This window comes from Roseibium sp. RKSG952 (assembly GCF_009711355.1).
In genome coordinates, this window is record NZ_SMMF01000946.1 from 24,317 (window position 1) to 49,013 (window position 24,697).

A 24,697-nucleotide genomic window follows, 5' to 3' on the forward strand; every position below is an offset into this window, starting at 1 on the left:
GGGCAAGGGCGGCAAGAAAAGTTCCGGGGAAGGCCGTTCAAGACCCTAACATAGTTGGCAATCCTCCGGCAGGCGGCAAAAAAAACCGCCGGCAAAACCGGCGGTTTGTGATTTTGGAGTGCCCTGTGATCATTCGGCTGCATGTGGCAGATCACGTGGGGGCAGCCTTGATTCGGTGTTCTTTGGCAAGGATACCACCCGGGCCGCCGGACGTTTTTCACCGCTGCTGGTATCAGCCACATCCTGCTCCAAACCACCGGCGCCAACCGGACCTGCTGCGGGGGCACGCAGGCGGTCACGGCCGAATATCCTGCGGAAGAACTGCGACCAGACACTGGGCGCTGCGATCATCACGGGGATGACGATCAAGGTCAGGATGGTCGAGAAGGCGAGGCCGGAAATGATCGCCGTCGACAACTGCACCCACCAAACTGCGACGGTTCCGCCATAGGATGTCACCTGATTGAAGAAGTCGAAGTTGATCTTGGTCGCCATTGGCAACAGGCCGGCGATGGTGGTTATCGTGGTCAGCAGGATCGGGCGAATCCGTTGCGCCGAGGTTTTCAGGATGGCGTCCAGAGGATCCAGACCGTCCTCGAGAAAACGGTTGTAGGTGTCGATCAGGACGATGGCGTTGTTGACCACAATCCCCGCCAAAGCCACGATACCTGTTCCGGTCATGATGATCGAGAACATCTGACCCGTCACCAACATGCCCAAAAGCACGCCAAACACCGACAGGACCACGGTCAGGAGTGTCAAGAACGTTTGGTAGAAGGAGTTGAACTGGGTCAGCAGGATGATGAACATCAGGAACAGGGAGGCAAACATGGCCCGCATCAGGAACGCGCCCGATTCCTTCTGGTCCTCGTCCGCACCGCGGAATTGCATGTACACATTGTCCGGCCACGCCTGAGTGTCGAGCCAGTCCTGCAATTCCCGGACCTTGTCATCCGGCGTTGCACCCGAAGCCGGATCGACGCTTGCCTTCAGCATCATCGAGTAAAGACCGTCGCGGCGGGTGATTTCCGAGACCTTTTGCGCCGGTGTGCGGTCGACAAAATTCGCAAGCGGGACAAGCCCAAGCGGTGTCTGCAGGCGCAGCTGGTCGAACCGGTCAACGGTCCGTTCGGTTTCGGGAAGCCGGACACGGATATCGACTTCGTCTTCGGAGTCTGTCGGCCGGTATTTGCCGATCAACACGCCATTGGTCACAAGCTGGACCATGTTGCCGACGGAGGCGATATCCGCCTGATACCGGCCTGCCTGTTCCCGGTCGATGTCCAGCCGCCATTCGATGCCGGGCAGGGGACGGTCATCCTCCTGATCCAGAAGGCCGTCCATCTGGTTCAGGTGATTGCGCACCCGGGCTACATTTTCGACCAGAACATCATAGTCGGTGGATTTCAGTTCAAGCTGAAGGTCCTTTCCGGTCGGTGGTCCGCCCTCGATCTTGCGGGTTTCGACCTTGATGCCCGGCAATGGTGCCGTCCGTTCACGGATTTCGGCAAATATTTCCTTGGCTTCCCGGCGGCAACAGAAGTCGGCCAGTTCCAGTTGCAGTTCCCCGATGACGTCGGCCGGTTTGTCCTGAATGCCACCGATTGACGGACCGCCACCGCCGCTGCCACCCGGCGCATTCGCAACCGTGACGACGTTCTCGATGCCCGGAATGGTCAGCACAATGTCTTCGACATCCTTGACCAGAGCGAGGGATTCGCTGGCCGAAAGGTTGCCCCGGCCTGAGACCAGAACCACCGCCTGATCGGGTTCTTCATCGACAAAGAACTCTACACCGGTCGGGTTTGCGATAAAGGCCGAGACGATTGCAAAACACCCGCCGACGAGCAACGCAACTGTTGCTGCCGTTCCGAGCGGATGTCCGGCGAGTACACGGAGCACCCGGACATAGAGCCCGGTAAAGCCCTTGACTTCTTTCGGGTCAAATGACTCCGCTCCCGAAAGAGCTGCGGCTTCGGCACGCTCCGTCTCTGCACGCCTGCGGGCACGGGCTTGTGACCAGCGCACGAAGGGACGCAGGATATAAAACGCTGCAAGTCCCGCAACAGCAAAGGCGACGACAGCCAATGCTATCGCGATTGTGCCGAGTGCTTGGGCGGGAACAGTGCCTGACAAGGCAGCGGGGACGAACGGCCCGTTCGCTACGGCAATCGCGGTAACTGCTCCAATGACGATGGCAAGAACAGCAGAGGCGTGCCGGTCGAGCCAATGCGATACGTCTGCCAAAATGCCGCCTGTAACGGGCAGGAACACCATCGCCGTGACCAGAGATGCGGTCAGAACGATAATCACCATGATCGGCAGGTAACTCATGAACTCGCCTGCAACACCCGGCCACAGGAGCATCGGCAGGAAGGCGACCAGTGTCGTGGCAGTGGACGACACGATTGGCCAGAACATCAGTTTCGCGGCCCGGATATAGGCTTCCTTGTCCTCCATGCCCTCATGGATTTTCCGGTCGGCATATTCGGTCATGACGATGGCTCCGTCGACCAGCAGACCGACGGTGAGCACCAGGCCGAACATCACCATTGTGTTGACGGTGTACCCAATGCCCCCGAGGATCAGAAAACCGACCATGAAGGAGGTCGGGATCGCAAGACCAACCAGCAGCGCGGATCGCAGGCCAAGGGCCGCCAGAACGAGCACCATAACAAGGAAGATCGCGGTCAGGATCGAGGATTGCAGCGAGCCAAGCACTTCATAGATGTTCGCCGACATGTCGAGCATCGTGTTGACATGGATCGATTTCGGCCAGTCCTTGGTCGCCTCAGTGACGATATGCTGAACGGCATCATTGTTTTCAATGATGTTGGAACCGATACGCTTGGTCACTTCCAGCGCGATCGCCGGTTGGCCGTTGACCCGTGTGAAGGAGTTCGAATCCTTGAACGTCCGCCGGATTTCGGCAACGTCCGACAGGGTCACAACGCCCTCACCACTCTGCTTGATCGGCAGGGAGTAAACGTCGGCAGCTGTTTCGACCAGCCCCGGAACCTTGACGTTGAACCGGCCGGCGCCGCCGTCAAGAAAGCCTGCAGGAACCAGCTGGTTGTTGGCGGTCAGCGTGTTGAACAGTTCTTCCTGGGTGATCGAATAGGCTTCGAGCTTCTGGGTATCTATCAGGATTTCCAGAAGCTCTTCGCGGTGTCCCGACAGTTCTGCCGACCTGACCGTATCGATCGCCTCGATCTGGTCCTTGAGGCGGCGGGCATGCTGGTACAGTGTGCGTTCGGGCACATTGCCCGACAAGGTCACCCACATCACGGGCACAAGCGCGAAATTGGTCTCGGTGATGGTCGGCTCGTCAGCTTCGGAGGGCAATTCGCCCTTGGCCTGATCGACCTTGTCGCGCACATCCGCGAGCGCTTCGTCCTTGTTGAAGGAGATGTCGAACTCAAGGATGATCCCGGCATGACCTTCCGAGGCAATGGCGGTGATCTCTTTCAAGCCGTCCAGCCCGCGCAGCTCCTTTTCCATCGGCCGCACGAGCAGGCGTTCTGAATCTTCCGGCGAAATGCCCTGCTGTGATATGGACACGTAGAAGATCGGAACATCGATGTCCGGGCTGTCTTCCTTCGGGATCGACAGATAGGACATGACGCCGGCTGCGATCAGCGCCAGCATCAGGACGAACACCGTTTTCGGCCGCCTCAGGACCGCTTCAAGCATCGACAACATCATTGAACCTCTACGGTTTCAAAAACCGGGGCCACTTTCTGGCCGTCCGAGACATAGTCCTGCCCGACGATGATCGCGGTCACCTTGTCGGGAAGCCCGCCGACCCACATGCCGTCTTCCTCGCCGCCCAGAACCGTGACCGGAAGAAATTTGGTCACGTCGTTCTCGTCGACTGCGCGGACCCCGACCTGCCCGGCATCATTCAAGGTCAGGTATGCGGGTGAGATCTTGTGTGCCTGTTGTTTGGGCAAGGGCAAGCGGGTGGCTGCGGTGACGCCGTCACGGGCGGCATGGTCTGGATTGGGGAAATCCACTTCGACCCGGAAAGTGCGGGTATCCGGGTGGGCTGCAGGCGCGATGTAGTTGACCTTGCCCTCCAGTTTCTCGCCAGTGACGAGTTCCACTTCAGCCGGCATGCCGATGGACACCTGGCCGATATTGATTTCGGACACCTGGCCGATTGCGCGCATCGGATCCAGATCAACCACGGTCGCGCAGATTTCACCTTCCTGCAGCCGCGATCCGATGTCGGCCATCGGGCTTTCAATGATCCCTGAAATCGGCGAGCGGACAATGGTCCGTGTCAGCTCGATTTCCTGCTCCTTGAGCCGTGCCCTGGCTGCATCCAGCTGCGCCTGCGTGGCAGCGGCTCGGGTCTGGGCGGTGAAGCCCCTTGTTGCCAGCTGTGAGGCCGCAGAATGGTCAAGTTCGGCCTGTGCGAGGTGGGCCTTGGCTTCCAGGACCCTGGCCTCTCTCGGGCCAATATCGAGCACGCATAAAATGTCACCGGCGTCGACATGTTCTCCCTCACGCACCGGACGTTCAACGACGATATCCGTTGTTTCCGCCCGCACGGGGATCTTCGCATCGGCTTCTGTCCGGCCCCGAATTTCAAGAACAGGCTGGCGCTCTTCGGCAACCAGCTCGGTTACCTTGACTGAAAAGATGTCGTTCTGGGTCTCGGCCACGCGCTCGGCGGGAGGCGGGGTCGCATTTTCGTTGTCGCCGACACCGCCAACGACCAGGGAGCCACTGTACATCCAGACGCCGACACCGGCGGCGAGACCGGCAGCGAGGATGTATGAAAACTTGAAACGCATCTGGCTACTCCGCTCTCTCTCACTCGGCAGCGACGGGAGCGGCTTTATCTGCCCCCTTTGCGATATTGATCAGATCGTCGCCATGCTCTTCGAGATAGGCGAGGGTGAGTTTCATGCAGGCGATGCCGTATTCGTTGATCCAGCGTTCGCCCGTTCTGGGGTCGTCGTATCCGAATTCCTGCATTTTACCGAGTTCCGCAAGAATCTGTTGCTTGCGGCGGTCAAGCGCGCGCCGGATCACATCGGGACCGAGGTCCGAGGCATACATCGCAATCAGCAGGAAGGGGGACTTGAACGTGTCGGGGGCCTGAGGTTCACACAGCGAGGCGAGAAACTCGTCACGGCCTGCTTCGGTGATGGAATAGACCTTGCGTGCGGGCTTGCCGTGCTGCTGCTCTTCCCGGACGGTCACCTTGCCGTCGGCTTCCAGCCGGGCAAGTGCGGGATAGATCGACCCGTAGCTGGCATCGTCGAAATAGCTGAACCGGCCTTCTGTCGATTCTTTTCGGATTTCGTACCCCGTCGCATCGCCGAAGGTCAGGATCGCCAGGCACAGGCTGCGGACGCTCATTCGTGTATTCCAGTTCATCATTCGGGGGATGCACCGACCAGATCCTCATAGCATCGGATCTCCGGCAGCCTCCCATGTCGGTCGCATCAATGCATCAATTACGGACCCTGGGCATGGCCGGATGACATCCAGCGCCAGCATTTCAAGGTCGCTATATATCGATCCTATATACTCACTTGATATATATCAAGCCAAAATGTTACCGGTCCGTAATGATGGGGATGTGCGTTTGAGTGTATTGGGGGTCGTCAGTGCGCGCTTTTGACGGCTTGCCGGATCTGAAAATTGTTCCAGATTGAAGTCACACGTTTCAAAATCGGTGCAGGGGGGAAGAAATGGGCAATTTGAGAGAGTTTCAGCAACTTAAATGGCTGCCTCGGGATCCGTTGCTCAGGTTGCTGGCCGTCAACGGCGGTATCGGGGTTATTATTTCCCTGGCCTTCGCGGTTGCCGTGCTGGTCTTGAATATCGGCAATTTGCGGGTCTTGATCCTCAATTCTGAAAATCCGGTCCTGCCTGTTCTCATGCTGATCGCCGGCTTGGTCATTACGCTGGGATCGGTCGTCATGGGATCAGCGATCATGATGCTCGGCTCAAGCGATGATCGCCGCCCCGGAGGTGGTTTGCGGCAGAAACTGCAGGCGGGGAATTCTGTCAACGCGCACGTCCTTCAGCCGATCGCGGTCAGGCCGAAGCGGTGATGACCTTTCCGGTTCTTGTGTCCGGTACCGGCGAACGTCAAGAGCCGTTCTGTTTGCGGTATGTTTGAGATGTAAATTAATTTAACAAAACAGAAACTTATTATCTTCTGTTCATGTGCCGCACACTGTAATCTGCGGCACATTATTGTGGCTACGAGGCCCGTGAAGCATCCGGGCTCTCAGCTCATCCCTCCGCCGAGCGGCGTATTCATTATTTTCTTGGCTTCTGCGCGGCGGGACAACTGATTGTCCATCAACCTTTCCATGGCAATCCGGACGGCGCCCAGGATGACGAGCCAGACAAGCAGGTACACCCAGATCCAGGCGATGGTCATCCATGAAATCTTGGGCACGATCCAGCCGAAGCCGCACATGAGGACTGCGAAAGCCTGGGTCAAAACGATGGCCAGCCATAGCGGCCGGGCCGGGTAGGGTTTTTCGAAGAACCACTTTTCCGTGCGGGTCACCAGAAGCATCAAATGGCCACCTGCCACAAGCTGCAGGAACATGACCGTTTGCAGGTGGGACTGATCGTGCAGGCCGAAGAAATTCTGCGCAGCCGGAACGGACATTACCGTAAATCCGATCAGGAGCAATCCGAAGGATTGTACGATCGAGGCAAATCCGAGCACGGCCGAGACCGTCAGCAACCGGGTCATCCGCCATCGGATCGGGTCCCTGGTGACCGGGGTGTTGTCATAGGCAATCGTCATGATCGGCACATCATCCAGAAGGGACATGATCACGATCATGATTGCTGTGAGGGGCTGAAAATTAAGGAAAATTGTCGAGAGCACCACCAGGAACATGATGTCCATGGTCAGGGCCACACGGTAGATCGTGTAGGACGTGATCCGCCCGAAGATCCGCCGGGCTTCCTCGATGGCGTTTTCGATGACCGACAAACCGGGAGCGGTGAGGATCAGGGCGGCAGCTCCGCGCGCCGCATCGGTCGCGCCTGAAACCGCGGTGCCGCAGTCAGCCTGCTTGAGGGCGGGGGCATCGTTTACGCCGTCGCCGGTCATTGCAACCAGATGGCCGCGCTGCTGCAGGGCCTTGACGATTGCATATTTGTGCTCCGGGAACACGCGGGCAAAACCGTCGGCTTCCTCGATGGCGTCGGCGATTTTTTTCGGAACGTGATCCGGATCCATGTCCTTGGGAAACGCTTCCGCAGCAGGGACAATATTCGTCCCAAGCCCAAGCTGGCGCGCTGTTTCGCGGGCAATGGCCGTATCGTCCCCTGTCACCATTTTGACCGCAACGCCCCGGGCGCGGACCTTTTCGATGGTTTCCTTGGAATCGTCGCGCGGCGGGTCAAACATGGGAAGAATGCCGAGGAGGTACCAGCTCTTGCCCTGGTCTGCGGAGCGGGCGACGCCCAGAGCCCGATACCCCCGTGAGCCGAGTTCGGCCACATGTTCGTTGACCTTGTCTGCGATATCCTTGGCCGGGGTCACGAGGTCGACAATGGCTTGCGGAGCGCCCTTTGACACCATGATCACATTTCCATCCGCGTCGGTTACGGTCGCCTGTGTGCGCTTCGAAACCGGGTCAAAAGGTGTGTATTGGGTGGTGGTGAATGGCTTCAGGGTGGAGCGATCCTTGAGGGCCTCTATGACGGCACTGTCGATGACGTCGCTGTGTTCGGTCTCCGATGCAAGACTTGCGGCAAGCACTACGTCTTGCGGGTCCGACGCCTGGAGGAGGATGGGATCTCCCAGTGTCAGGATGTTCTTGGTCAATGTGCCGGTCTTGTCCGAACACAGAATGTCGACGCCCGCCATTTCCTCGATCGAGGACAGTTTCGAGACAATCGCCTTTTCTTTTGAGAGCGCGAGTGCGCCCAGCGCCATGGTGATCGAAAACACGGCCGGCATGGCCACCGGGATCGAGGCGACCAGCAGGATGAGAACGAACTGCAAGATGTTGAGGGCATCGGCCACGCCCCAGGTGTCGGCAACGACGATATCCCGCCAGACCTGAACCCCGACCATGATCAGTGCGAGCACAACCGCGACCATGATCAGGAAGTTTCCGATCTGGAACATGGCGCGCTGGGCGTGACTGACAGCTCCGGCTCCGGCTACGAGTTTGGCTGTCCTTCCGAAGAAGGTGTTGCCGCCGGTCGCGATCACAAGTCCTTCCATCACCCCTTGCTTGACCACCGACCCCGAATAGGCTTCGTCGCCGACTTTTTTCGAAACGGGCAGGGATTCGCCGGTAAGGGCGGCTTGGTCAATCGACGCGAAATCCCCCGACACGAGCCTGAGATCGGCCGGGACGATTTCACCGAGCCGGATCCGGACAACGTCCCCGGGCACAAGTGTCGCGGCGTCTATTTGCTGGAAGCTGCCGTCCCGGAGTGCTGTGGCGTGTGGTGCGAGGCTTTCCTTAAGTGCTTTCAGCGCATTGGATGCCTTCAGATCTTGCCAGAGTTCCAGCCCTGCGTTGAAAACCAGAAGCGCAAAAATGATGATGAAATCGTCCCACCGGCCGAGAAAGGCGGAGACGATGGCCGCTGCCTCAATCATGAAAGCGATCGGGCCAACAAAATACTTCAGGATCTTGTGGGCCAGGCTCTCGTGTTTTTCGGGAAGGGCATTGGGACCGTATTTTTCCAGCCTCTGATTGACTTCGGCTGTGGTGAGCCCGTTTTCGGTATTGGCGCCAAGCGTTTTGATCGCTTCAGCGACGTCCATGGTTTCTAGGTCTTCACTTTGGGATGTGTCGGATGCAGCACTTGTCGTAGTCATGCGATCTCCCCGTGCCCGGTTGGTGCGGGCAGTATGGACCAAAGGATTTCGCGGCGCAAAACCGGAATGAATGACGATGCGATATGGATACTGGCGCGAAGGATTGCTGGTGAAGAGTGCGCCAGGGTGTTGGAAATCCAAAATGGTCGCGGGCTGGTCTTCAGGTCAGACGTAGTGATTGTGATGCTTCAATCAAGGCGTGCTTTGCGTGCGAATGGTCGCAGTATTTTTCCCAAGGGATGATGGCACAAGCGGTCATCGGAGGGTCTGGTTGCCCAAAGCCCGTCAGGGCGACGTGCCAAACAAAAGGCAGGGCGGCACAGTGTTTCCTCAGTCTGCAAGATGTGAAATAAATTAATTAAAAAATATCTCCAATAAATGAATTTGTTATGAAATATCAAAAATTTGGGCCGTTTAGTGCGTGGATCACGTCCTAAGCGGCCTGTCAACGACGTCAGGTGATGGTTCAGACCGCCTCCAATGCAATTGCTATCCCCTGACCCACTCCAATGCACATGCACGCGAGACCCAGCTTTTGTTGTCGTAACTTGAGTTCAAGAGCGGCGGTGCCGGTTATGCGCGCGCCCGATGCACCAAGGGGATGGCCCAAAGCGATGGCGCCGCCGTTCGGGTTGATATGCGGAGCGTCCTCTGCAAGGTCGAGGTCGCGCAGGACGGCAATTGCCTGAGCTGCAAAAGCCTCGTTCAGCTCAATCACGTCAAAATCCCTCGGGGCAAACCCCAGCCGGTCGCACAGCTTCCGGGTTGCTGGCGCCGGGGCCATGCCCATGATGCGCGGCGGCACTCCGGCGGTTGCCCCGCCGAGTATCCGGGCTATCGGGGTCAGGGCATATTTCTTGATGGCGTCATCGGAAGCAATCAGGAGCGCCGCAGCGCCATCATTGACGCCGGATGCGTTGCCGGCAGTCACGGAGCCTTCCTCCCGGAACGGGGTTCTGAGCGCTGCTAGCATCTCCTGCGTTGTCCCGGGACGCGGGTGTTCGTCCTTGCCAACAAGCACCGGGTCGCCATTGTGACGTGGAATGGTAACCGGTACGATTTCTTTCTCAAACCGCCCTTGTTCCCTGGCCCGTCCGGCACGCTCCTGGCTTCGGGCCGCAAAAGCATCCTGATCCGCTCGGGAGATCTGAAACTCTGCTGCAACATTCTCGGCTGTTTCCGGCATGGAATCGATGCCGTATTGCTGTTTCATGAGCGGATTGACAAAACGCCAGCCGATGGTGGTGTCGTAGATCGCGTGATCGCGGGAAAACGCGGTTTCGGATTTTGGCATGACGAACGGCGCGCGTGACATGGATTCGACACCCCCGGCAATGGCGATGTCGATTTCACCGGCCGTGATCGCTCTTGCAGCGCTGAGAATTGCATCCATTCCCGAGCCGCACAACCTGTTGAGGGTCACTGCGGGAACCGTGTCGGGCAGCCCGGCAAGCAGAGCTGCCATTCTGGCGACGTTGCGGTTGTCTTCTCCAGCCTGATTGGCGCAGCCGTAATAGACCTCGTCGAGGGCTGCCCAGTCGACATCCGGGTTGCGTTCAATCAGGGCCTCGATCGGAATGGCTCCAAGGTCATCCGTCCTGACACCGGACAGGCCGCCGCCATAGCGTCCAATGGGGGTTCGTACGAAGTCGCAGATAAAGGCGCGCTTCATTTCAGGCTCCCTGATATGCAGCCTTGGTTTGCACATGGTGGTCACGCAAGGCCGAAGGTTCGGTGTCTGTTGGTGGCGGCTCTCTGACAGCTGCCGCGAATTGGGATTGTCAGTCAACCGTTTCGGGTTATTTGGGCGCGAGTCGTGTCCGTATGCAAGTTGCCGATGTGAAACATTTTGCGGGCTCACCGAGTTTTCAGCTTGCGACTACGCTGATGCTGCCGGTTTCAATCGGGCAGTTGGGTCTGATCACCGCAGTCCTATTGCGCAGCGCTTCCGGTCGTTCGGATGAAAAAAAACAGCCCCAGCAGAAAGGTCTTGCCTATATTGCCATTGGTGTTCATATTTTCCGCAGAGTTAGGTTATGTAAAATGATTGCTTTCTGATTTTTTATAACGAAACGGAATGTACATGATTGATGGGCGTGTGAAATTCCGGCATGTGCAGTGTTTTCTCGAAGTGGCCCGGCGCAAGAGCGTTGTGAGAGCTGCCGATGCCCTGTCTGTAACGCAGCCCGCTGTGTCGAAAGCGCTCAAGGAACTGGAGCTGATCCTTGATGTGCGGCTGCTGGAGCGCAGCCGCGGCGGCGTTGTCTTGACCCGGTACGGGGAGGTGTTTCAGCACTATGCTGCCTCAAGTCTGGCTGCACTCAGGCAGGGGGTCGATAGTGTCACGCAAGCCCGGATGTCCGGCGAAACCTATCTCAATGTCGGAGCGTTGCCGAGCGTTGCGGCCAGCATCGTGCCAGAAGCGGTTCGGCTGTTTCAGGCGGAAAAGACCGAAACGACCCTGAACCTGGTGACCGGCCCCAATTCCTTGCTGCTTTCAAGATTGCGGGACCGGGAGCTCGACCTTGTCGTCGGGCGTCTTGCGGACCCAGGCGAAATGGGCGGGCTCGCGTTTGCGCATCTTTATTCCGAGCGGGTCTGTATGGTCGCACGGACCGGACACCCTCTGCTTGATCTGCTTCCGGAAAACCAGATGGTCTATCTGCCCGACTATCCGGTGTTGTTTCCGACGAAGGAGTCGATCATCCGGCCGTATGCCGAACGCTTGATGATTGCCCATTCAGTTACCCGGTTGCCCAACCGGATCGAGACAATATCGAATGCCTTTGGCCGGGCCTTCACACTGGACAGTGATGCGGTGTGGATCATCTCTGGTGGTGTGGTCGAACGGGACCTTCAGGCTGGGATTTTGCAAGAGCTTGACGTCGCAACCGAGCCAGCAGCCGGTCCGGTCGGCCTGACCACATGTGCGGATGCAACGCCGACGCCTGCGCTTTTGCTGTTCACCAACGCCCTTCGGTCTGCAGCTGAAGGTGGGGCAAGGCAATTTTGAAGACCATTGCGAGGGGTATTGGCCCTACCGCGATAGGTTCGGTTGCATGTGGCATGGGCCAATTGTGCGAGCGTATCGCCGATCAAGCCTGTCCGGATGTGATCACGTTTCGCTTCGCGCGGCTCCGGCAGCGTTCGTCCTTGTACACCGAAGGCGCAATTTGTTCTTATTTTGTTCTAAATTTGTTTTTGGGTTGGGCCTCAGTCATTTACGGGCCGCCATTGCGCGAATGGAAGTGAAACACTATAACGTTACTCCTTGAGCAATCGGAAATCCCGTCCGCTCAAGACAAGCAAGAACAGGAATTCTGCGTCCATGACAAAGGACAGGTCAGCGCTCGTCAGTCTGGAACAGGCGGGCGTAAGGCGTGGTGTGCAATGGCTGGTGCGCGGGGTCGACATGAGTGTCGAGCCGAAACAGATTGTCACGCTGATTGGGCCGAACGGGTCCGGCAAATCGACCAGTGCCAAGATGGCGCTGGGCATCGTCAAGCCGACCGAAGGTTCGGCACGGCGGCGGCCCGGACTGAAAATCGGTTATGTTCCGCAAAAGCTGATGGTAGACTGGACCTTGCCGCTGACCGTCAACCGGTTCATGCGCCTGACTGAACGGCTGTCGGATGCCCAAACCATGGCAGCGCTGGACGAGACCGGAGCCGGCCACCTTGCGCGTTCGGAATTGCGCAATCTGTCGGGCGGCGAAATGCAGCGTGTGCTTCTGGCGCGCGCAATCGCCCGCAATCCGGACCTTCTGGTTCTGGACGAGCCGGTGCAGGGGGTGGACTATTCCGGAGAAACGGCGATCTACCAGTTGATTCAGGATATTCGGGACCGCTTGGGGTGCGGGGTCCTGATGATCTCTCATGACCTTCATGTCGTCATGGCAGCGACCGATCAGGTGGTTTGCCTGAACGGCCATGTCTGTTGCCGGGGCACGCCGACCGATGTATCCCGCGATCCGGGCTTTCAGGCGTTGTTCGGGCACCGGGCAGGGGGCGTCATCGCATTTTACGAGCATCACCACGATCACGTTCATCTGCCGGATGGCCGGGTGCGCCACGCGGACGGCTCGGTTACCGATCACTGTCACGGGTCCGGTCACAGCCACGATACGCAAGCGCATCAGGAGAAACCGGAAAGGGCTGCCAATGCTGGATGATTTTTTCACCCGTGCCTTGGTGGCCGGGATTGGCGTTGCACTGGTTGCCGGCCCCTTTGGCTGTTTCATTGTCTGGCGCCGCATGGCCTATTTCGGCGATACATTGTCTCATGCTGCCTTGCTGGGCGTGGCGTTGTCCTTGCTCCTCGAGGTCAACATGGTGCTTGCGGTATTTGTTGTCAGCATCGGGCTGGCGCTACTGTTGATGGTCCTTCGGCGCAACGAGACCCTGTCTTCCGATGCCCTTCTAGGGCTCTTGTCGCATTCGGCACTCGCGATCGGGCTTGTCTGCCTGGCGTTCCTCACCTTCGTTCGGATCGATCTGATGGGATTGCTGTTCGGGGATATCCTTGCGGTGTCCAAGAGTGATCTTGGTGTGATCTACACGGGAGGGGCGCTTGTGCTCGCGGCCCTGTGTGCCATCTGGCGTCCGCTGTTTGCAGGTACGGTCAGTCCGGAACTGGCAGAGGCTGAAGGGATGCGGCCGGAGCGCGCCAATCTGGTGTTCATGGTCCTGATGGCTGGCGTCATTGCAATTGCCATGAAAATTGTCGGTATTCTCCTGATCACTGCGCTCCTGATCATTCCGGCAGCAACAGCCCGCCGGTTTTCGTCGGGTCCGGAAGTCATGGCCCTGTGGGCAGCCGGAATTGGAGTGGTTTCGGTTGTGGGAGGATTGTTCGGATCGCTGAAATTCGACACGCCTTCCGGTCCGTCCATCGTCGTGGCGGCGCTTATGATCTTTATCCTAAGTGTGCTGCCACTATATAGGAAGTCATATTCCTGAACCAGTTTTAAGCAAGATCGAAGACGCCATGGCTCACGTTCATTCCCATCCAGAACTTACAAAGAACCAAGATTTTGTTTTCAGCACCCTGTCTGAGGCATCCGGTCCGATGACAGCCTATGCCATCCTTGACAGTCTGCGGGACAAGGGGTTCCGGGCTCCGCTGCAGGTCTATCGGGCATTGGACAAGCTTGTCGAGTTTGGCTTGGTGCATCGTCTTGAAAGCCTGAATGCATTTGTGGCGTGCAGCCATCCTGTTGATTGCGGTAGCCACACGGCCGCAGCCTTTGCCATCTGCAGCAATTGCGGGAATGCGGAAGAGTTTGCCGCGGACCAGGCTGTCAAAAGTCTGAGCGCCTGGGCGGAGGATGCCGGGTTCATATTGAGCAAGACGACGATTGAACTGAGGGGCACCTGTTCAAGGTGTTTTGGCGCCCCCTCGGCCTGACGCTGCGCTTGTCAGAACAAACTGGGCAAAAGCAGCGCCACGCACACGGCGACTGTCAGAGGGATGCGGAGCTTCGGGTACCAGGGCGGTGTTCTTCCCGACTTCGCGCAGCTTAGGTCGTAAGCCAGCGTCAGCGCGAAAAACACTGCCAGCGCGGCCGATCCGAACCGGACCGGCAAGGCAAGTGATGCCCACGCCGCGAGCGATGGCAGGACCGACAAGGTGAGCGCACCGAGCGCTGGCGCGTCTTCGTTTTCCTTTTGCCGCGCCATTTCAAGCCCCCAGTGTATTCCGCCCATAAAAGAAAGAATGACCGCGCCGTAAAAATTCAGCGCGAACTGGGCTTCAATCACATAACGTGGGGGCGCCAGTATCACCGCGATGCAAAACACCGCAAATGGCAAAAAGCCGGCCACGCCGAGGAGTAACGCAGACTTTGGAATGGCATTGTTCGAGTGACCGTCCGGTGCGGTTCCAAGCTCTTTTTGGGAAAGCGGTTGAACTGGCATGAAATCCGGAAGCCCCTAATCCTGTGTGATGCCCGCCATGTCCTGCGGCAGATTTGCCAACAGGCTCTCGATTCTGCGGGTAACTTTGGGCGCCATGGGTTTGGTTGGCGTTGAAAACCAGGCTGCAATTCCGCCTTCGGGGCTGATCAGATACTTGTGAAAGTTCCAGTAGGGGCGGGCCACGACACCAAGTTCAGAGACGGCCCATTTGTAGAACGGGTGCGCCTGCGCACCTTTTACGTGGGTCTTAGCGGTCATTATGTAACTGGCCCCGAAGCGAGCCTCGCAGAACGCAGCGATTTCATCATCCGACCGCGGTTCCTGTCCTCCGAAATCGTTGGAGGGCACTCCGATCACGACAAGGCCCTTGTCGCCATACCGGTCATGAAGCTCCTGAAGCCCGCCGATTTGCCCCGTGAAACCGCATTCGGTTGCCGTGTTCACGATCAGTAGTGCTTTGCCTGAAAGCGATCCGAGATCGAGTGTCTCGCCATTTGGCATCTCGAAAACAAAGTCATGAGCGGAGGATGTTGATTGCGCCATCGCCTTATCCTGTAATCCGGTCCCAAAAGTCCAAATCATCAAGGCCACTGCCGTGACGCCAATCCGTATCGGCTGCGATGGCATTTATCAAATCTCCACCCTATTGATGATTATGTCGGATCTTACGCGTGGAAGCTGCGGCCGGTTCACCGGCAAGTCCTGGAACCACGTTGCGTTTCAAGTCGCGTTTTAGGAGCTTCACGGAATGCTTCAGAAAATCTCTCAATCCGCCATTGCAGTCATTGGTGCAGGGATGGCCGGGCTGACGGCCGCCGGAATGTTGCAGGAGGCGGGTTTCAGGGTCACCGTTTTCGACAAGGGCAGGGGCCCTGGAGGCCGCATGGCGGTAAGGCGGACAGATAGCGGGTTCTCTTTTGACCATGGCGCTCAATTTTTCACGGCCCGAAACCCCGATTTCCATGAGTTGCTTGGAAGACATGAGGCCGTGTCGGATTGGCACCCGGTGATGGCATCAAGCAGGGTTCTTGATACGGACGGCTGGAGGGTCGGTGTTCCGGCCATGAACGCGCTGCCGAAGGCACTGGCTGCCGGGCTGGACCTGCGTGTCGCCACACAGGTCGTTTCTCTGCAGTTTGATGCAGACGGATGGAAGTTGCGGACGGGAGCGGGGGAGCGGGAAGGGCCTTTTGACCTTGTTTTGCTGGCGGTTCCGGCTCCCCAGGCGCTGGGCTTGGCGGCTGGTCTTGACGGTCCGCTCGCAGACACGATCAGGCGTGTCGCGATTGATCCGTGCTGGGCGGTGATGGCGGGCTTCAGGGAGCCGCTCGACCCGGGGTATGACGTCTTCACAGCGGCCGAGGGAGCGATTGCATGGATGGCCTTCAACAATTCCAAGCCCGGCCGGCCCCGGGACGGGACCTCTCTTGTCATCCATGCAAGCCCGGATTGGAGCCGTGTAAACCTCGAACTGGACAAGGCGGATGCAGCGCAACGGCTGCTGGGCTTCGCGGCTGAGCGGTTCGGACAGCCTTTGCCGGAGCCGGTTTATCTCGAGGCGCATCGGTGGCGATATGCCAAGACACGCATTCCCGCCGGGCGTGCCTTTCTGGCTTCGGAAACCCTGCCGGTTCTGGTGTGTGGGGATTGGTGTCTTGGCGCCCGGGTCGAATACGCTTTTGAAAGCGGCAGGGCTGCGGCCTTGGCGTTGATTGAAACCTGATTTTGCTGCGCACTGTGCCAACGGACCCCGGCGCAGTGCGGTGATCCAACCCGTTCGTCAGCCGGAACGGCAAGTGATATGGGACAGGCGGTTAGGTAAAGGCTGGCGTGGTCCAAACGCTCCCAGCGCCGGAAGACCGGATGCAGGCATCGATGAAGGCCATGCCGCAAAGTCCGTCTTCGAGGCCGGGTGCTGTGACGGCCTTGTCCGGGGCGTGGCCCTGCCGTGTTGCGCGGATCATGGCAGCAGCTTCGTTGTAAAGCGTTGCGAAGCCTTCCAGATAGCCTTCCGGGTGGCCGGAGGGCACGTGGGTGACGCGCAAACCTGCCTCGGTCGCTCCCGCGCCGCCTCGTGTCAGCAGACGTTTCGGCTCGCCAAACGGTGTGAACCACAAATGGTTTGGCTGTTGCTGTTGCCACTCCAGACCGCCGCGGTCGCCGTAGACCCTCAAGGTGAGCCCGTTTTCGTTGCCGGGGGCAACCTGCGAGGCCCAGAGCATGCCCTTCGCGCCGCCCTCATAGCGCAGCAGCACGCTGGCATTGTCATCAACCCGGCGGCCGGGCACGAAGCGCGTCAGGTCGGCAAGCACTTCTGTCACGTGCAAGCCGCTGACAAAGCTGCCGAGCTGGTAGGCATGGGTGCCGATATCTCCGATGCAGCCGCCAGCACCCGACTTGGACGGATCCGTGCGCCATCCGGCCTGCTTGTGCCCGGTGTCTTCAAGGCCTTCGGTGAGCCAGTCCTGGAGATATTCCATCTGAACCAGACGGATCGTCCCGAGGTCCCGGCGGCGCACCATTTCGCGGGCCTGGCGGATCATCGGATAGCCGGAGTAATTGTGTGTCAGGACAAACAGCTTGCCCGAGTGCCGCACGGCTTCGGCAAGGGCTTCGGCTTCGGCAAGGCTCCCGGTCATGGGCTTGTCGCAGATCACATGAATGCCAGCCTCCAGAAAGGCCTTTGCTACAGGGAAGTGCATGTGGTTCGGCGTCACGATCGCAACAGCCTCGATTCCGCCGGGGCGTATTGCCTCTGCCTGCGCCATCTCTTCAAACGACCGGTAACACCGCTCCCGGTCCAATCCCAATTCGAGGCCCGAGGCAAGCGCCCGCTCAGGGTCCGATGACAGGGCGCCCGCGGTCAGGCAGAAAGCGCCATCTAGGCGCGCGGCAATGCGATGAACGGCACCGATAAAGGCACCTTGTCCGCCGCCCACCATACCAAGACGAATGGGCTCAGGCGCATGTTGCTGTTGTTCCTCCATGCTACAACCTCCCTCTTGTCTGTCTTCAGGTGTCCGCCAGGCCGAGCATGCGCCGGTTCCTGTCCTGGTCGGCCTGCGCGCCTGCGAAGTCATCAAATGCCTTTCCGGTCACCCGAATGATGTGATCTGAAATGAAGGCAGCCCCTTCGGCAGCGCCGTCTTCCGGGTTCTTGAGCGCGCATTCCCATTCCAGAACCGCCCAGCTGTCATAGTTCAAGGCGGCGAGCTTTGAGAAAATCGCCGCGAAATCAACCTGCCCGTCGCCAAGGGACCGGAACCGTCCTGCTCGGTTGATCCAGGGCTGGTACCCCGAATAGACACCCTGGCGTCCGTCCGGATTGAACTCGGCATCCTTGACGTGAAATGCCTTGATGCGCTCGTGATAGAGGTCGATGAAGGCGAGATAATCCAGCTGCTGCAGCAGGAAATGGGATGGATCATAGTTGATGCAGCAGCGCGGGTGGCCTTCAAGTGCATCCAGAAACATCTCGAATGTTGCGCCGTCAAAAACGTCCTCGCCGGGGTGGATTTCGAAACAGAGATCGACGCCGTGGTCTTCATACGTGTCAAGGATCGGCCGCCACCGCTGAGCGAGTGCGTCGAAGGCGGTTTCGACAAGCCCGGCAGGCCGTTGCGGCCACGGATAAAAATAGGGCCATGCGAGCGCGCCGGTAAAACTGACCGAGGCGTCCAGCCCGAGGTTCCGGCTTGCATTGGCCGCAAGATGCATCTGGTCGGTTGCCCATTGCGTTCGGGCGGACGGGTTGCCGTGAACGGCCTTGGGCGCAAAGGCGTCGAAAGCTTCGTTGAACGCAGGATGGACTGCAATCAGCTGGCCTTGAAGATGGGTCGATAATTCCGTGACTTCCAGCCCGTTGTCCGCGAGCATGCCTTTGAGGTCGTCGCAATAGGTTTTTGACCGAGCGGCGGTTTCGAGGTCGAACAGGCGCGTGTCGAAGGTCGGGATCTGCACGCCCTTGTAATCGAGGCCCGCCGCCCATCCGGCCATGCCTTCAAGGGAATTGAAAGGAGCCGTGTCTCCTGCGAATTGGGCGAGAAACAGGCCCGGACCCTTCATCGTCTTCATGAACACTCCTCCCTTTTGCCGGATACTGTCAGGTCTGATGCCCGGGATAGGCGATTGTTTGAAGGGTTTCGGGTGGGGTGCCCTCAATCAGTTTCAGAACCTGTTGAGCGAGGTCTTCACCAGCTGCCTTGAAATCTTCATTCACAACCTGAAATCCGGGGCGTACCCATCTCAGGAGATCAATGGCGGTTTGTTTCGCGACCACATCGAAATCCTGGCCAAGGGCAAGCCCTTCCTGCTCAGCTCCGTATACCACACCGATGCCTGCGCCAGCGCTTGCGGCGACAAAACCGTTCGGCGGTGCGCAAGAGGCCAGCAGGCTGCGGACTTGTGCCGCAACCTCCTGGATCCGGCTGTCCGTGGTGACAGAACCGGATGGCATCGGCGCCAGGCCATGGCTGGACAACCCTTCAAGGAAGCCCTCCCGAAGATGCGTTTCATATGTAAGCCCGCTTGGCGCTCCGATCAGTGCGATCCGTGTCCGGCCGACGCAGACAAGCCGGTCGACCGCCTCGCGTCCGAAAGCGGAATTGTCGAAATCATGAAAAGCGTGCGCGATACCGAGTTCCGTTCTGCCATGGGTGGTAAACGGGATCTGTTTTTCAGCCAGATAGCGCACACGCGGGTCCCGTGGCTCCGTCCGCGACAGAATGATCGCATCGGCCATTCCGGTTTCGGCCACCTGCCGCACGGGCTCCATCGGATCCTGATCATGGCTGTAGGGAATGACCGCAAGGTGATAGGGCGTGCCGCGCAGGCCGTTTGTGATACCGCTGATCAGATCCGTCGTCAGCCCCATGATTTCCTCCTCCGTGTCGAGGATCAGGGCGATCACATAGGTCTTTCCCGTGCGAAGCCGGAGCCCGGCGCGGTTGGGCCTGTAGCCGATCTGTTCGGCTGTCATCCGGACACGCTGCTTGGTTTCGGCACCAATATCGGGAGCGTCTTTCAAGGCTTTGGACACCGTGGTGACACCGAGACCGGTCATCCGTGCAATTGTCTTCAAGGTCGGCTTCGGCGTGGGGCCGGCGGAGGTGGGGATGGGTGCGGGCATGATCAATCTAAAACGTTTCAGATGTCACATCATTAACCTGATCAAGTCTCCAAACAAGACAATTTTGCCAAATGTAACGCTTGCATCCTCGTTTTGAAAATTCTAACGTCCGCTAAACTGTAACGATACAGATGCCGTAAATCCTGCCGCTGAACGCAGAGGTCCGAGATGCGTGATGTTTCTTTCCAGCTTTACAGCGCCCGGCATGTCGTGCCGCTGGCGCCGTTTCTCACGGTTCTGGCCGGCCTCGGCTACACACAGGTCGAGGGCTATTCCGGTCTGTTTGCGGAGCCGCATACATTGAAGAGGCAACTGGATGATGCTGGCCTTTCCATGCCGAGCGGGCACCTTCCGTTGGACATGCTGGAAAACAACCTGTCCGAGGTGATTGCCGTGGCACAGGTGCTTGGCATGAAGGCCGTTTATTGCCCCTATCTCGATGAGAGCGAGCGCCCGGGCGATGCAGCTGGGTGGCAGGCTCTCGGAGAGCGGTTGAACCAGCTGGTGAAGCCTTTGCGCGATGCCGGTTTGTCCTTCGGCTGGCACAATCATGATTTCGAATTTCAGCCGCTTTCCGACGGGTCCCTGCCGATGGACTGCCTGATGGGGGCGGGAGAGGATCTGAACTGGGAAGCCGATATCGCCTGGATCGTCCGGGGCGGGCAGGACCCGCTCCCATGGATCGAGCGATATGGCGGCCGGATCCGGGCCGTTCATGTCAAGGACATTGCCCGGGGCGGAGAGGGGGGGGAAGAGGACGGTTGGTCGGATATCGGCGACGGTATGCTTGATTGGCCGGGACTGTTTCGCGCGCTAAAGGCCTGTCCCGTGGACATCTTTGTTCTTGAACATGACAACCCCAGCGATGCCGCCCGGTTCGCGGCCCGGTCCATCGCGTCCGTCAAATCCATGTGAGGAAGTCCCATGAGCGATACACTTGGTGTCGGCATCATCGGCTGCGGCAACATTTCAACGACCTATTTTGATCTCGTTCCGCTGTTCAAGGGGCTGGAAATCCGCGCGTGTGCCGATCTCAATGCTCAGGCTGCAGCAGAACAGGCGGCACATTACGGCGTGCGCTCCGAAACGGTCGAAACACTTCTTTCGGCTGACGATGTCGATGTGGTGGTCAATCTGACGGTTCCTGAGGCCCATTTTCCGGTTTCCGAACAGGCCCTGAAAGCGGGCAAGCATGTCTATTCCGAAAAGCCGTTTGCCCTGACGCTTGATCAGGCGCGCGGCCTGAAAAGTCTCGCGGCGGCTCAATCCCGGCTGGTTTGCTCGGCGCCCGACACGTTTCTGGGCGGGGCGCATCAGGTGGCGCGGCAGGCGATTGACGAGGGCCGGCTCGGCCGGATCGTCGCGGGGACCTGTCACGTCATGAGCCACGGCATGGAGGCCTGGCATCCCAATCCGGACTTTTTCTTTTTGCCCGGCGGCGGTCCTGTCCTCGACCTCGGCCCGTACTATATCGCAAATCTGATCAATCTGGCTGGCCCGGTGCGGCGCGTCGGGGCGCTCGCTTCCAAGGGCGCGGAAACGCGGACAATCGGCAATGGCGCAAGGTTCGGCGAGGAAATTCCTGTCCGGACGCCGACCAATATCCATGCCTTGCTGGAATTTGAAGCCGGAGCCACGATCACCTTGTCGGCCAGCTGGGATGTCTGGGCCCATCGGCATCACCCGATGGAGCTCTATGGCACGGACGGATCGCTTTATGCAGCGGATCCCAATTTTTTTGGCGGGGCGGTGATGATCACGGAGCGTGATGGTCCGGCAAAGCTTCAGAATGTCGCGGCCCACCCGTTCGGCGCTCCCAATCAGGATTACGGATTTGGACCGGTTGCGAACTACCGCGCAGCCGGTCTCGCCGACATGGCGCAAGCCGTTTTGACAAGTCGGAAGCCACGCTGTTCTCTGGAACTGGCGATGCACACCGTCGACGTCATGCTGGCGATCCTGCAATCGGGCGAAAGCGGCCGGTTTGTGGACCTTCAAACCACTTGCGAAAGGCCTGCCCCGTTATCCGCCGGCGCCGCGCTCGCGATGTTAATTTGAGATGGCTGAGTAGGAAAGAACCCGAAGGTGGCGAGGGAGTATTGCGATGGCGGATCATCCGCGACGATCAGGTCACGGCAGCGGGTAGACTGTAAAGGAATCCTGGATACTGAGGTCTGGGTCCTCATCCATCGCCGATACGACGCTGTCGAGAAGGAAAATGTGAAACTGCGATAGCTGTAAGGGGTGTTCGTTCGGGTGGTATCGGGCAAGAAATGGAAACGTGACCTTGGGCGTCTTGGTTGCCTCGATATGTCCGCCCAAAACATGGCAAACCGGATGCGAATCGGCGAGGTTGGCCAGCCTTTTGACGCTGGCAGAGTAGTCGTTGAAAGCGAATTTGGGGAAATACAGACGGCCTGGGTAAAGCGTGTCACCGGAGAACAACAGCCCCGTGTTGAAATCATAAAATGCAATGTGGGCCGGTTCGTGCCCGGGGATTGCCCGGATCTGGAGTTTCCGGTCACCAAGGTCCAGTTCGGATATGCCGTGCGGCCAGTCCTTGATCCCGAAAAATGCAGCGACGTCTTCGGGTGTGTATTTGACGATGGTCGTGTCTGGCCGGTCCTTGAATTGGGGGTCGCCACCAATATGATCTTTGTGGCTGTGTGAATGGGCCACGATCAAGGGCATCGGTTTCAGATTGTTGTCGCTCAAATAGGTCTCAATGACATGGTCCACCGTCTCCCGGATCGGGGCAGTACCCGTACCGGTATCGATCAGCAGGACCCGGTTTTCTCCGAACAGAAGGTAGTTCAACGGACCTTCCAACGTGGTGCAAAGGGACTGGCGGAGCACAAACGTCGTTTTGTTGTATTGGTGGACCTGATATTTCGGCTCTTTCTCGCAATTCGCGCCGTAATTCCAGACTTTTGGGAACGTGCCGGGCTGCAGGTTTGCACAGACCGAAGGCGGACTGATCTGGGCAAATGCGTTTGTGATGGCAATCGCAAATGTTGCCGCAACGGCCGCAGCAGAAACGCAATTTCGAAGCAATGTCCGCATAGATTCAGATCCCTCAAATATATGCTTCCGTAGCGGAATATTTGAGGGCAATTCGTCGTCCGTATCAACGAAAAACTCTGAGTGGGGAGGCATCAACGGGGCATTGAAAAAAACGGCCCCTGGAAAAGGGAAAACCCGAGCGCCTCCAGAGACGTGATTTGATCCTTGTTGGTGATGCCGCAGGCAATGGTCTTGACGCCGAGCGCCGCTCCGATATGGGCGGTGCAAACAATTTGGTCCTGCGCGGCCGATGTATTTGTTTCGCCTTCCCGGACCAGCTTGGGGCTGATCTTCAAGAAATCGGCTTTTGCGTAGATCGGCAGGCCGGCTGCCTGAAGGCCGCCGCCGATTCCCGTGATTGCCACGAGAAATCCAAGCTCCGACAGGTCTTTGATTGCGGCCATAACCCTGACCTGGTCGAACCGGATCAAGGTTTCGTTGAAACCCAGAATGATGCGGTCCGGAGTCAATCCGGTTTCCGTGATCATCGCAAGTATTTCAGACGGATAGGCTGGATTGTTGAGACTTGCATTGGAGATGTTCACCTCCAGCTTGACAGGTTCTCCGTGCGCTTTGCCAACGCGCTTGAGTTCCGAGCAGCCCTTCTTGAGCAGGATCCCCTCCAGGCGGGCAAGCCGCTTGAAGTCCGCCTCCTGCGACAGCAGCCGGGCGGGGTCGATCGGACCTTCACCGGCATCCGGCCAGTGTGCGATTGCCTCGAAGTACGTAGTCTCGCCGGTCTTGCTGCAAAGGACCGGTTGCAATTCCACATCAAGGGTTTCGTTTTCGATTGCGATATCGAGACGCTTCATGACTTGCTGTTTTTGCCGGTGCCCAAAACCGAGTTCTGCGGTGTAGTGTCGATACTGGTTCCGGCCCGCGTTCTTGGCGGCGTATAGGGCGATATCGGCCCGGGAAAGCAGCGTGTCCGCGTTCGCCGTTTCAGCGGGCGCAATGGCAAGCCCGATGCTCCCGGACAACTGCAATTCATGCAGGTCCCATGGCAGAGGCTGGTCGAGCAGGCGCAAGACCGTCTCGGCAAGTGTTTCGAGCTGCTGCAATCCCTTGAGATCTGTAATCACGGCGATGAGTTCATCGCCGCCAATGCGGCATGTCAAACCTGACGTTCCAACGCTTCTTCGAAGGCTTTTGGCGGCATGTTTGAGTGCGTGATCTCCTGCCGGATGGCCGTAGTAGTCATTGATGTGCTTGAAGTGATCAAGATCCAGATGCAGCAGGCCGATCAATTCCCCCTCTGGCGCTGCGTGGGCCAGACGGGTCTTCAGGAATTCGGAGAGTTTCGTCCGGTTGCCCAATCCGGTCAGTTCGTCCTGTTCGACCTGCCACTTGAGGCGATGATAAGCCATTTCCATCATGTCGATGACATTGTTTTGCGCAGTTGCAGACACCGGACAACAGTGGCCCGGCATGCAAGGCCGGTTGAGGAGGGCGGGCGTTTCAAGGCCGGCCGGTCTGGCTTGCACAGCGGCCGCGGAGGCTGGGACAGCAAGTCTATCATGTGCAGGTCGTGTCATGGCGATCCCCGTGTTTGGCGGACGATATTAATATGCAGCGTGTTCGATGGAGCCTGCGCATTGGCGTTTATGCCACTGGCAATTCTTGATTTGAGATTTGAGACGGCTGGCGTCACACAGCCGTGACGCGAACGGCACCTGCGTGACGGCAGCATGTGCGGCTTGGGAATTGGTAGCGGTTGCCCGGATTCGGCGGGGCGGTCTTGCGCCCGGCTGGCGGGGGAGG

General features: G+C 58.5%; 21 protein-coding genes. 9 read left to right on the plus strand and 12 right to left on the minus strand.

Going from position 1 to position 24,697, the window contains the following annotated elements:
• Window positions 1-129: 129 nt before the first annotated feature.
• From E1297_RS30575 to E1297_RS30585, 3 genes are read right to left on the minus strand one after another with little or no spacing between them, the layout of a single operon-like run.
• Complete coding sequence (locus tag E1297_RS30575; protein ID WP_155144852.1) at window positions 130-3,702, minus strand: efflux RND transporter permease subunit; 3,573 nt, start codon at window positions 3,700-3,702, stop codon at window positions 130-132.
• Complete coding sequence (locus tag E1297_RS30580; protein WP_155144777.1) at window positions 3,702-4,802, minus strand: efflux RND transporter periplasmic adaptor subunit; 1,101 nt, start codon at window positions 4,800-4,802, stop codon at window positions 3,702-3,704. Before E1297_RS30580 ends, E1297_RS30575 begins: the two co-directional genes overlap by 1 nt.
• A gap of 19 nt (window positions 4,803-4,821) precedes the next feature.
• Window positions 4,822-5,373: a PadR family transcriptional regulator gene (locus E1297_RS30585; protein ID WP_155144778.1), complete on the minus strand. Its 552-nt coding sequence runs from the start codon at window positions 5,371-5,373 to the stop codon at window positions 4,822-4,824.
• Window positions 5,374-5,708: 335 nt separating this feature from the next.
• On the opposite strand from E1297_RS30585, the gene E1297_RS30590 reads away from it, so the two are divergent.
• The gene (locus E1297_RS30590) at window positions 5,709-6,074 is read left to right on the plus strand and encodes a hypothetical protein (protein WP_155144779.1); all 366 of its coding nucleotides are present in this window, start codon (window positions 5,709-5,711) and stop codon (window positions 6,072-6,074) included.
• Window positions 6,075-6,253: 179 nt separating this feature from the next.
• Here E1297_RS30590 and E1297_RS30595 read toward each other — a convergent pair whose 3' ends face one another.
• Together E1297_RS30595 and pcaF are read right to left on the minus strand one after the other, a co-directional pair.
• Window positions 6,254-8,830 (minus strand): plasma-membrane proton-efflux P-type ATPase, encoded by a 2,577-nt coding sequence (locus E1297_RS30595; RefSeq protein WP_155144780.1) that lies wholly within the window; start codon window positions 8,828-8,830, stop codon window positions 6,254-6,256.
• 466 nt (window positions 8,831-9,296) lie between these two features.
• Window positions 9,297-10,502 (minus strand): 3-oxoadipyl-CoA thiolase, encoded by a 1,206-nt coding sequence (gene pcaF, locus E1297_RS30600; protein WP_155144781.1) that lies wholly within the window; start codon window positions 10,500-10,502, stop codon window positions 9,297-9,299.
• A gap of 152 nt (window positions 10,503-10,654) precedes the next feature.
• Here pcaF and E1297_RS30605 point away from each other — a divergent pair, with 152 nt between their 5' ends.
• The 5 genes from E1297_RS30605 to E1297_RS30625 all read left to right on the plus strand — a co-directional run bounded on the left by E1297_RS30605 (window position 10,655) and on the right by E1297_RS30625 (window position 14,236).
• Window positions 10,655-10,888: a hypothetical protein gene (locus tag E1297_RS30605; RefSeq protein ID WP_155144782.1), complete on the plus strand. Its 234-nt coding sequence runs from the start codon at window positions 10,655-10,657 to the stop codon at window positions 10,886-10,888.
• 25 nt (window positions 10,889-10,913) lie between these two features.
• Complete coding sequence (gene pcaQ / locus E1297_RS30610; protein ID WP_155144783.1) at window positions 10,914-11,843, plus strand: pca operon transcription factor PcaQ; 930 nt, start codon at window positions 10,914-10,916, stop codon at window positions 11,841-11,843.
• Window positions 11,844-12,158: 315 nt separating this feature from the next.
• On the plus strand, window positions 12,159-13,001 hold the full coding sequence (locus tag E1297_RS30615; RefSeq protein WP_155144784.1) for a metal ABC transporter ATP-binding protein: 843 nt from the start codon (window positions 12,159-12,161) through the stop codon (window positions 12,999-13,001).
• Window positions 12,991-13,788, plus strand: a complete 798-nt coding sequence (locus E1297_RS30620) for a metal ABC transporter permease (protein WP_155144785.1) — start codon at window positions 12,991-12,993, stop codon at window positions 13,786-13,788. Before E1297_RS30615 ends, E1297_RS30620 begins: the two co-directional genes overlap by 11 nt.
• A gap of 109 nt (window positions 13,789-13,897) precedes the next feature.
• Window positions 13,898-14,236 carry a transcriptional repressor gene (locus E1297_RS30625; RefSeq protein ID WP_368669747.1) on the plus strand — a complete coding sequence of 113 codons (339 nt, stop codon included), beginning with the start codon at window positions 13,898-13,900 and terminating at the stop codon, window positions 14,234-14,236.
• 11 nt (window positions 14,237-14,247) lie between these two features.
• Here E1297_RS30625 and E1297_RS30630 read toward each other — a convergent pair whose 3' ends face one another.
• Entirely contained in the window at window positions 14,248-14,745 is a 498-nt protein-coding gene (locus E1297_RS30630; RefSeq protein WP_155144787.1) for a DUF3429 domain-containing protein, read from the minus strand.
• A gap of 15 nt (window positions 14,746-14,760) precedes the next feature.
• Window positions 14,761-15,288, minus strand: coding sequence for a glutathione peroxidase (locus tag E1297_RS30635; RefSeq protein ID WP_209016095.1), 528 nt, complete (start codon window positions 15,286-15,288; stop codon window positions 14,761-14,763).
• A 205-nt stretch (window positions 15,289-15,493) separates the two neighbouring features.
• Between E1297_RS30635 and E1297_RS30640 the strand changes: the two genes are divergently transcribed.
• Window positions 15,494-16,468: an NAD(P)/FAD-dependent oxidoreductase gene (locus tag E1297_RS30640; protein WP_155144788.1), complete on the plus strand. Its 975-nt coding sequence runs from the start codon at window positions 15,494-15,496 to the stop codon at window positions 16,466-16,468.
• A gap of 91 nt (window positions 16,469-16,559) precedes the next feature.
• Here the strand turns inward: E1297_RS30640 and E1297_RS30645 are convergent, their stop codons facing one another.
• Genes E1297_RS30645 through E1297_RS30655 form a run of 3 tightly spaced genes read right to left on the minus strand, consistent with a single transcriptional unit; the run spans window position 16,560 to window position 19,873 of the window.
• Window positions 16,560-17,732, minus strand: a complete 1,173-nt coding sequence (locus E1297_RS30645) for a Gfo/Idh/MocA family protein (RefSeq protein ID WP_155144789.1) — start codon at window positions 17,730-17,732, stop codon at window positions 16,560-16,562.
• A 25-nt stretch (window positions 17,733-17,757) separates the two neighbouring features.
• A complete protein-coding gene (locus E1297_RS30650; RefSeq protein WP_155144790.1) occupies window positions 17,758-18,819 on the minus strand; it encodes a sugar phosphate isomerase/epimerase in 1,062 nt (353 codons plus the stop codon).
• A gap of 28 nt (window positions 18,820-18,847) precedes the next feature.
• Complete coding sequence (locus tag E1297_RS30655) at window positions 18,848-19,873, minus strand: LacI family transcriptional regulator (protein ID WP_155144791.1); 1,026 nt, start codon at window positions 19,871-19,873, stop codon at window positions 18,848-18,850.
• 168 nt (window positions 19,874-20,041) lie between these two features.
• Here E1297_RS30655 and E1297_RS30660 point away from each other — a divergent pair, with 168 nt between their 5' ends.
• Both E1297_RS30660 and E1297_RS30665 read left to right on the plus strand, forming a co-directional pair.
• A complete protein-coding gene (locus E1297_RS30660) occupies window positions 20,042-20,788 on the plus strand; it encodes a sugar phosphate isomerase/epimerase (protein WP_155144792.1) in 747 nt (248 codons plus the stop codon).
• 9 nt (window positions 20,789-20,797) lie between these two features.
• Window positions 20,798-21,931, plus strand: a complete 1,134-nt coding sequence (locus E1297_RS30665; RefSeq protein WP_155144793.1) for a Gfo/Idh/MocA family protein — start codon at window positions 20,798-20,800, stop codon at window positions 21,929-21,931.
• 72 nt (window positions 21,932-22,003) lie between these two features.
• Here the strand turns inward: E1297_RS30665 and E1297_RS30670 are convergent, their stop codons facing one another.
• Both E1297_RS30670 and E1297_RS30675 read right to left on the minus strand, forming a co-directional pair.
• Window positions 22,004-22,936 carry an MBL fold metallo-hydrolase gene (locus E1297_RS30670; protein WP_196223444.1) on the minus strand — a complete coding sequence of 311 codons (933 nt, stop codon included), beginning with the start codon at window positions 22,934-22,936 and terminating at the stop codon, window positions 22,004-22,006.
• A 92-nt stretch (window positions 22,937-23,028) separates the two neighbouring features.
• Window positions 23,029-24,345, minus strand: a complete 1,317-nt coding sequence (locus E1297_RS30675; RefSeq protein ID WP_196223445.1) for a diguanylate cyclase — start codon at window positions 24,343-24,345, stop codon at window positions 23,029-23,031.
• Window positions 24,346-24,697 lie beyond the last annotated feature (352 nt).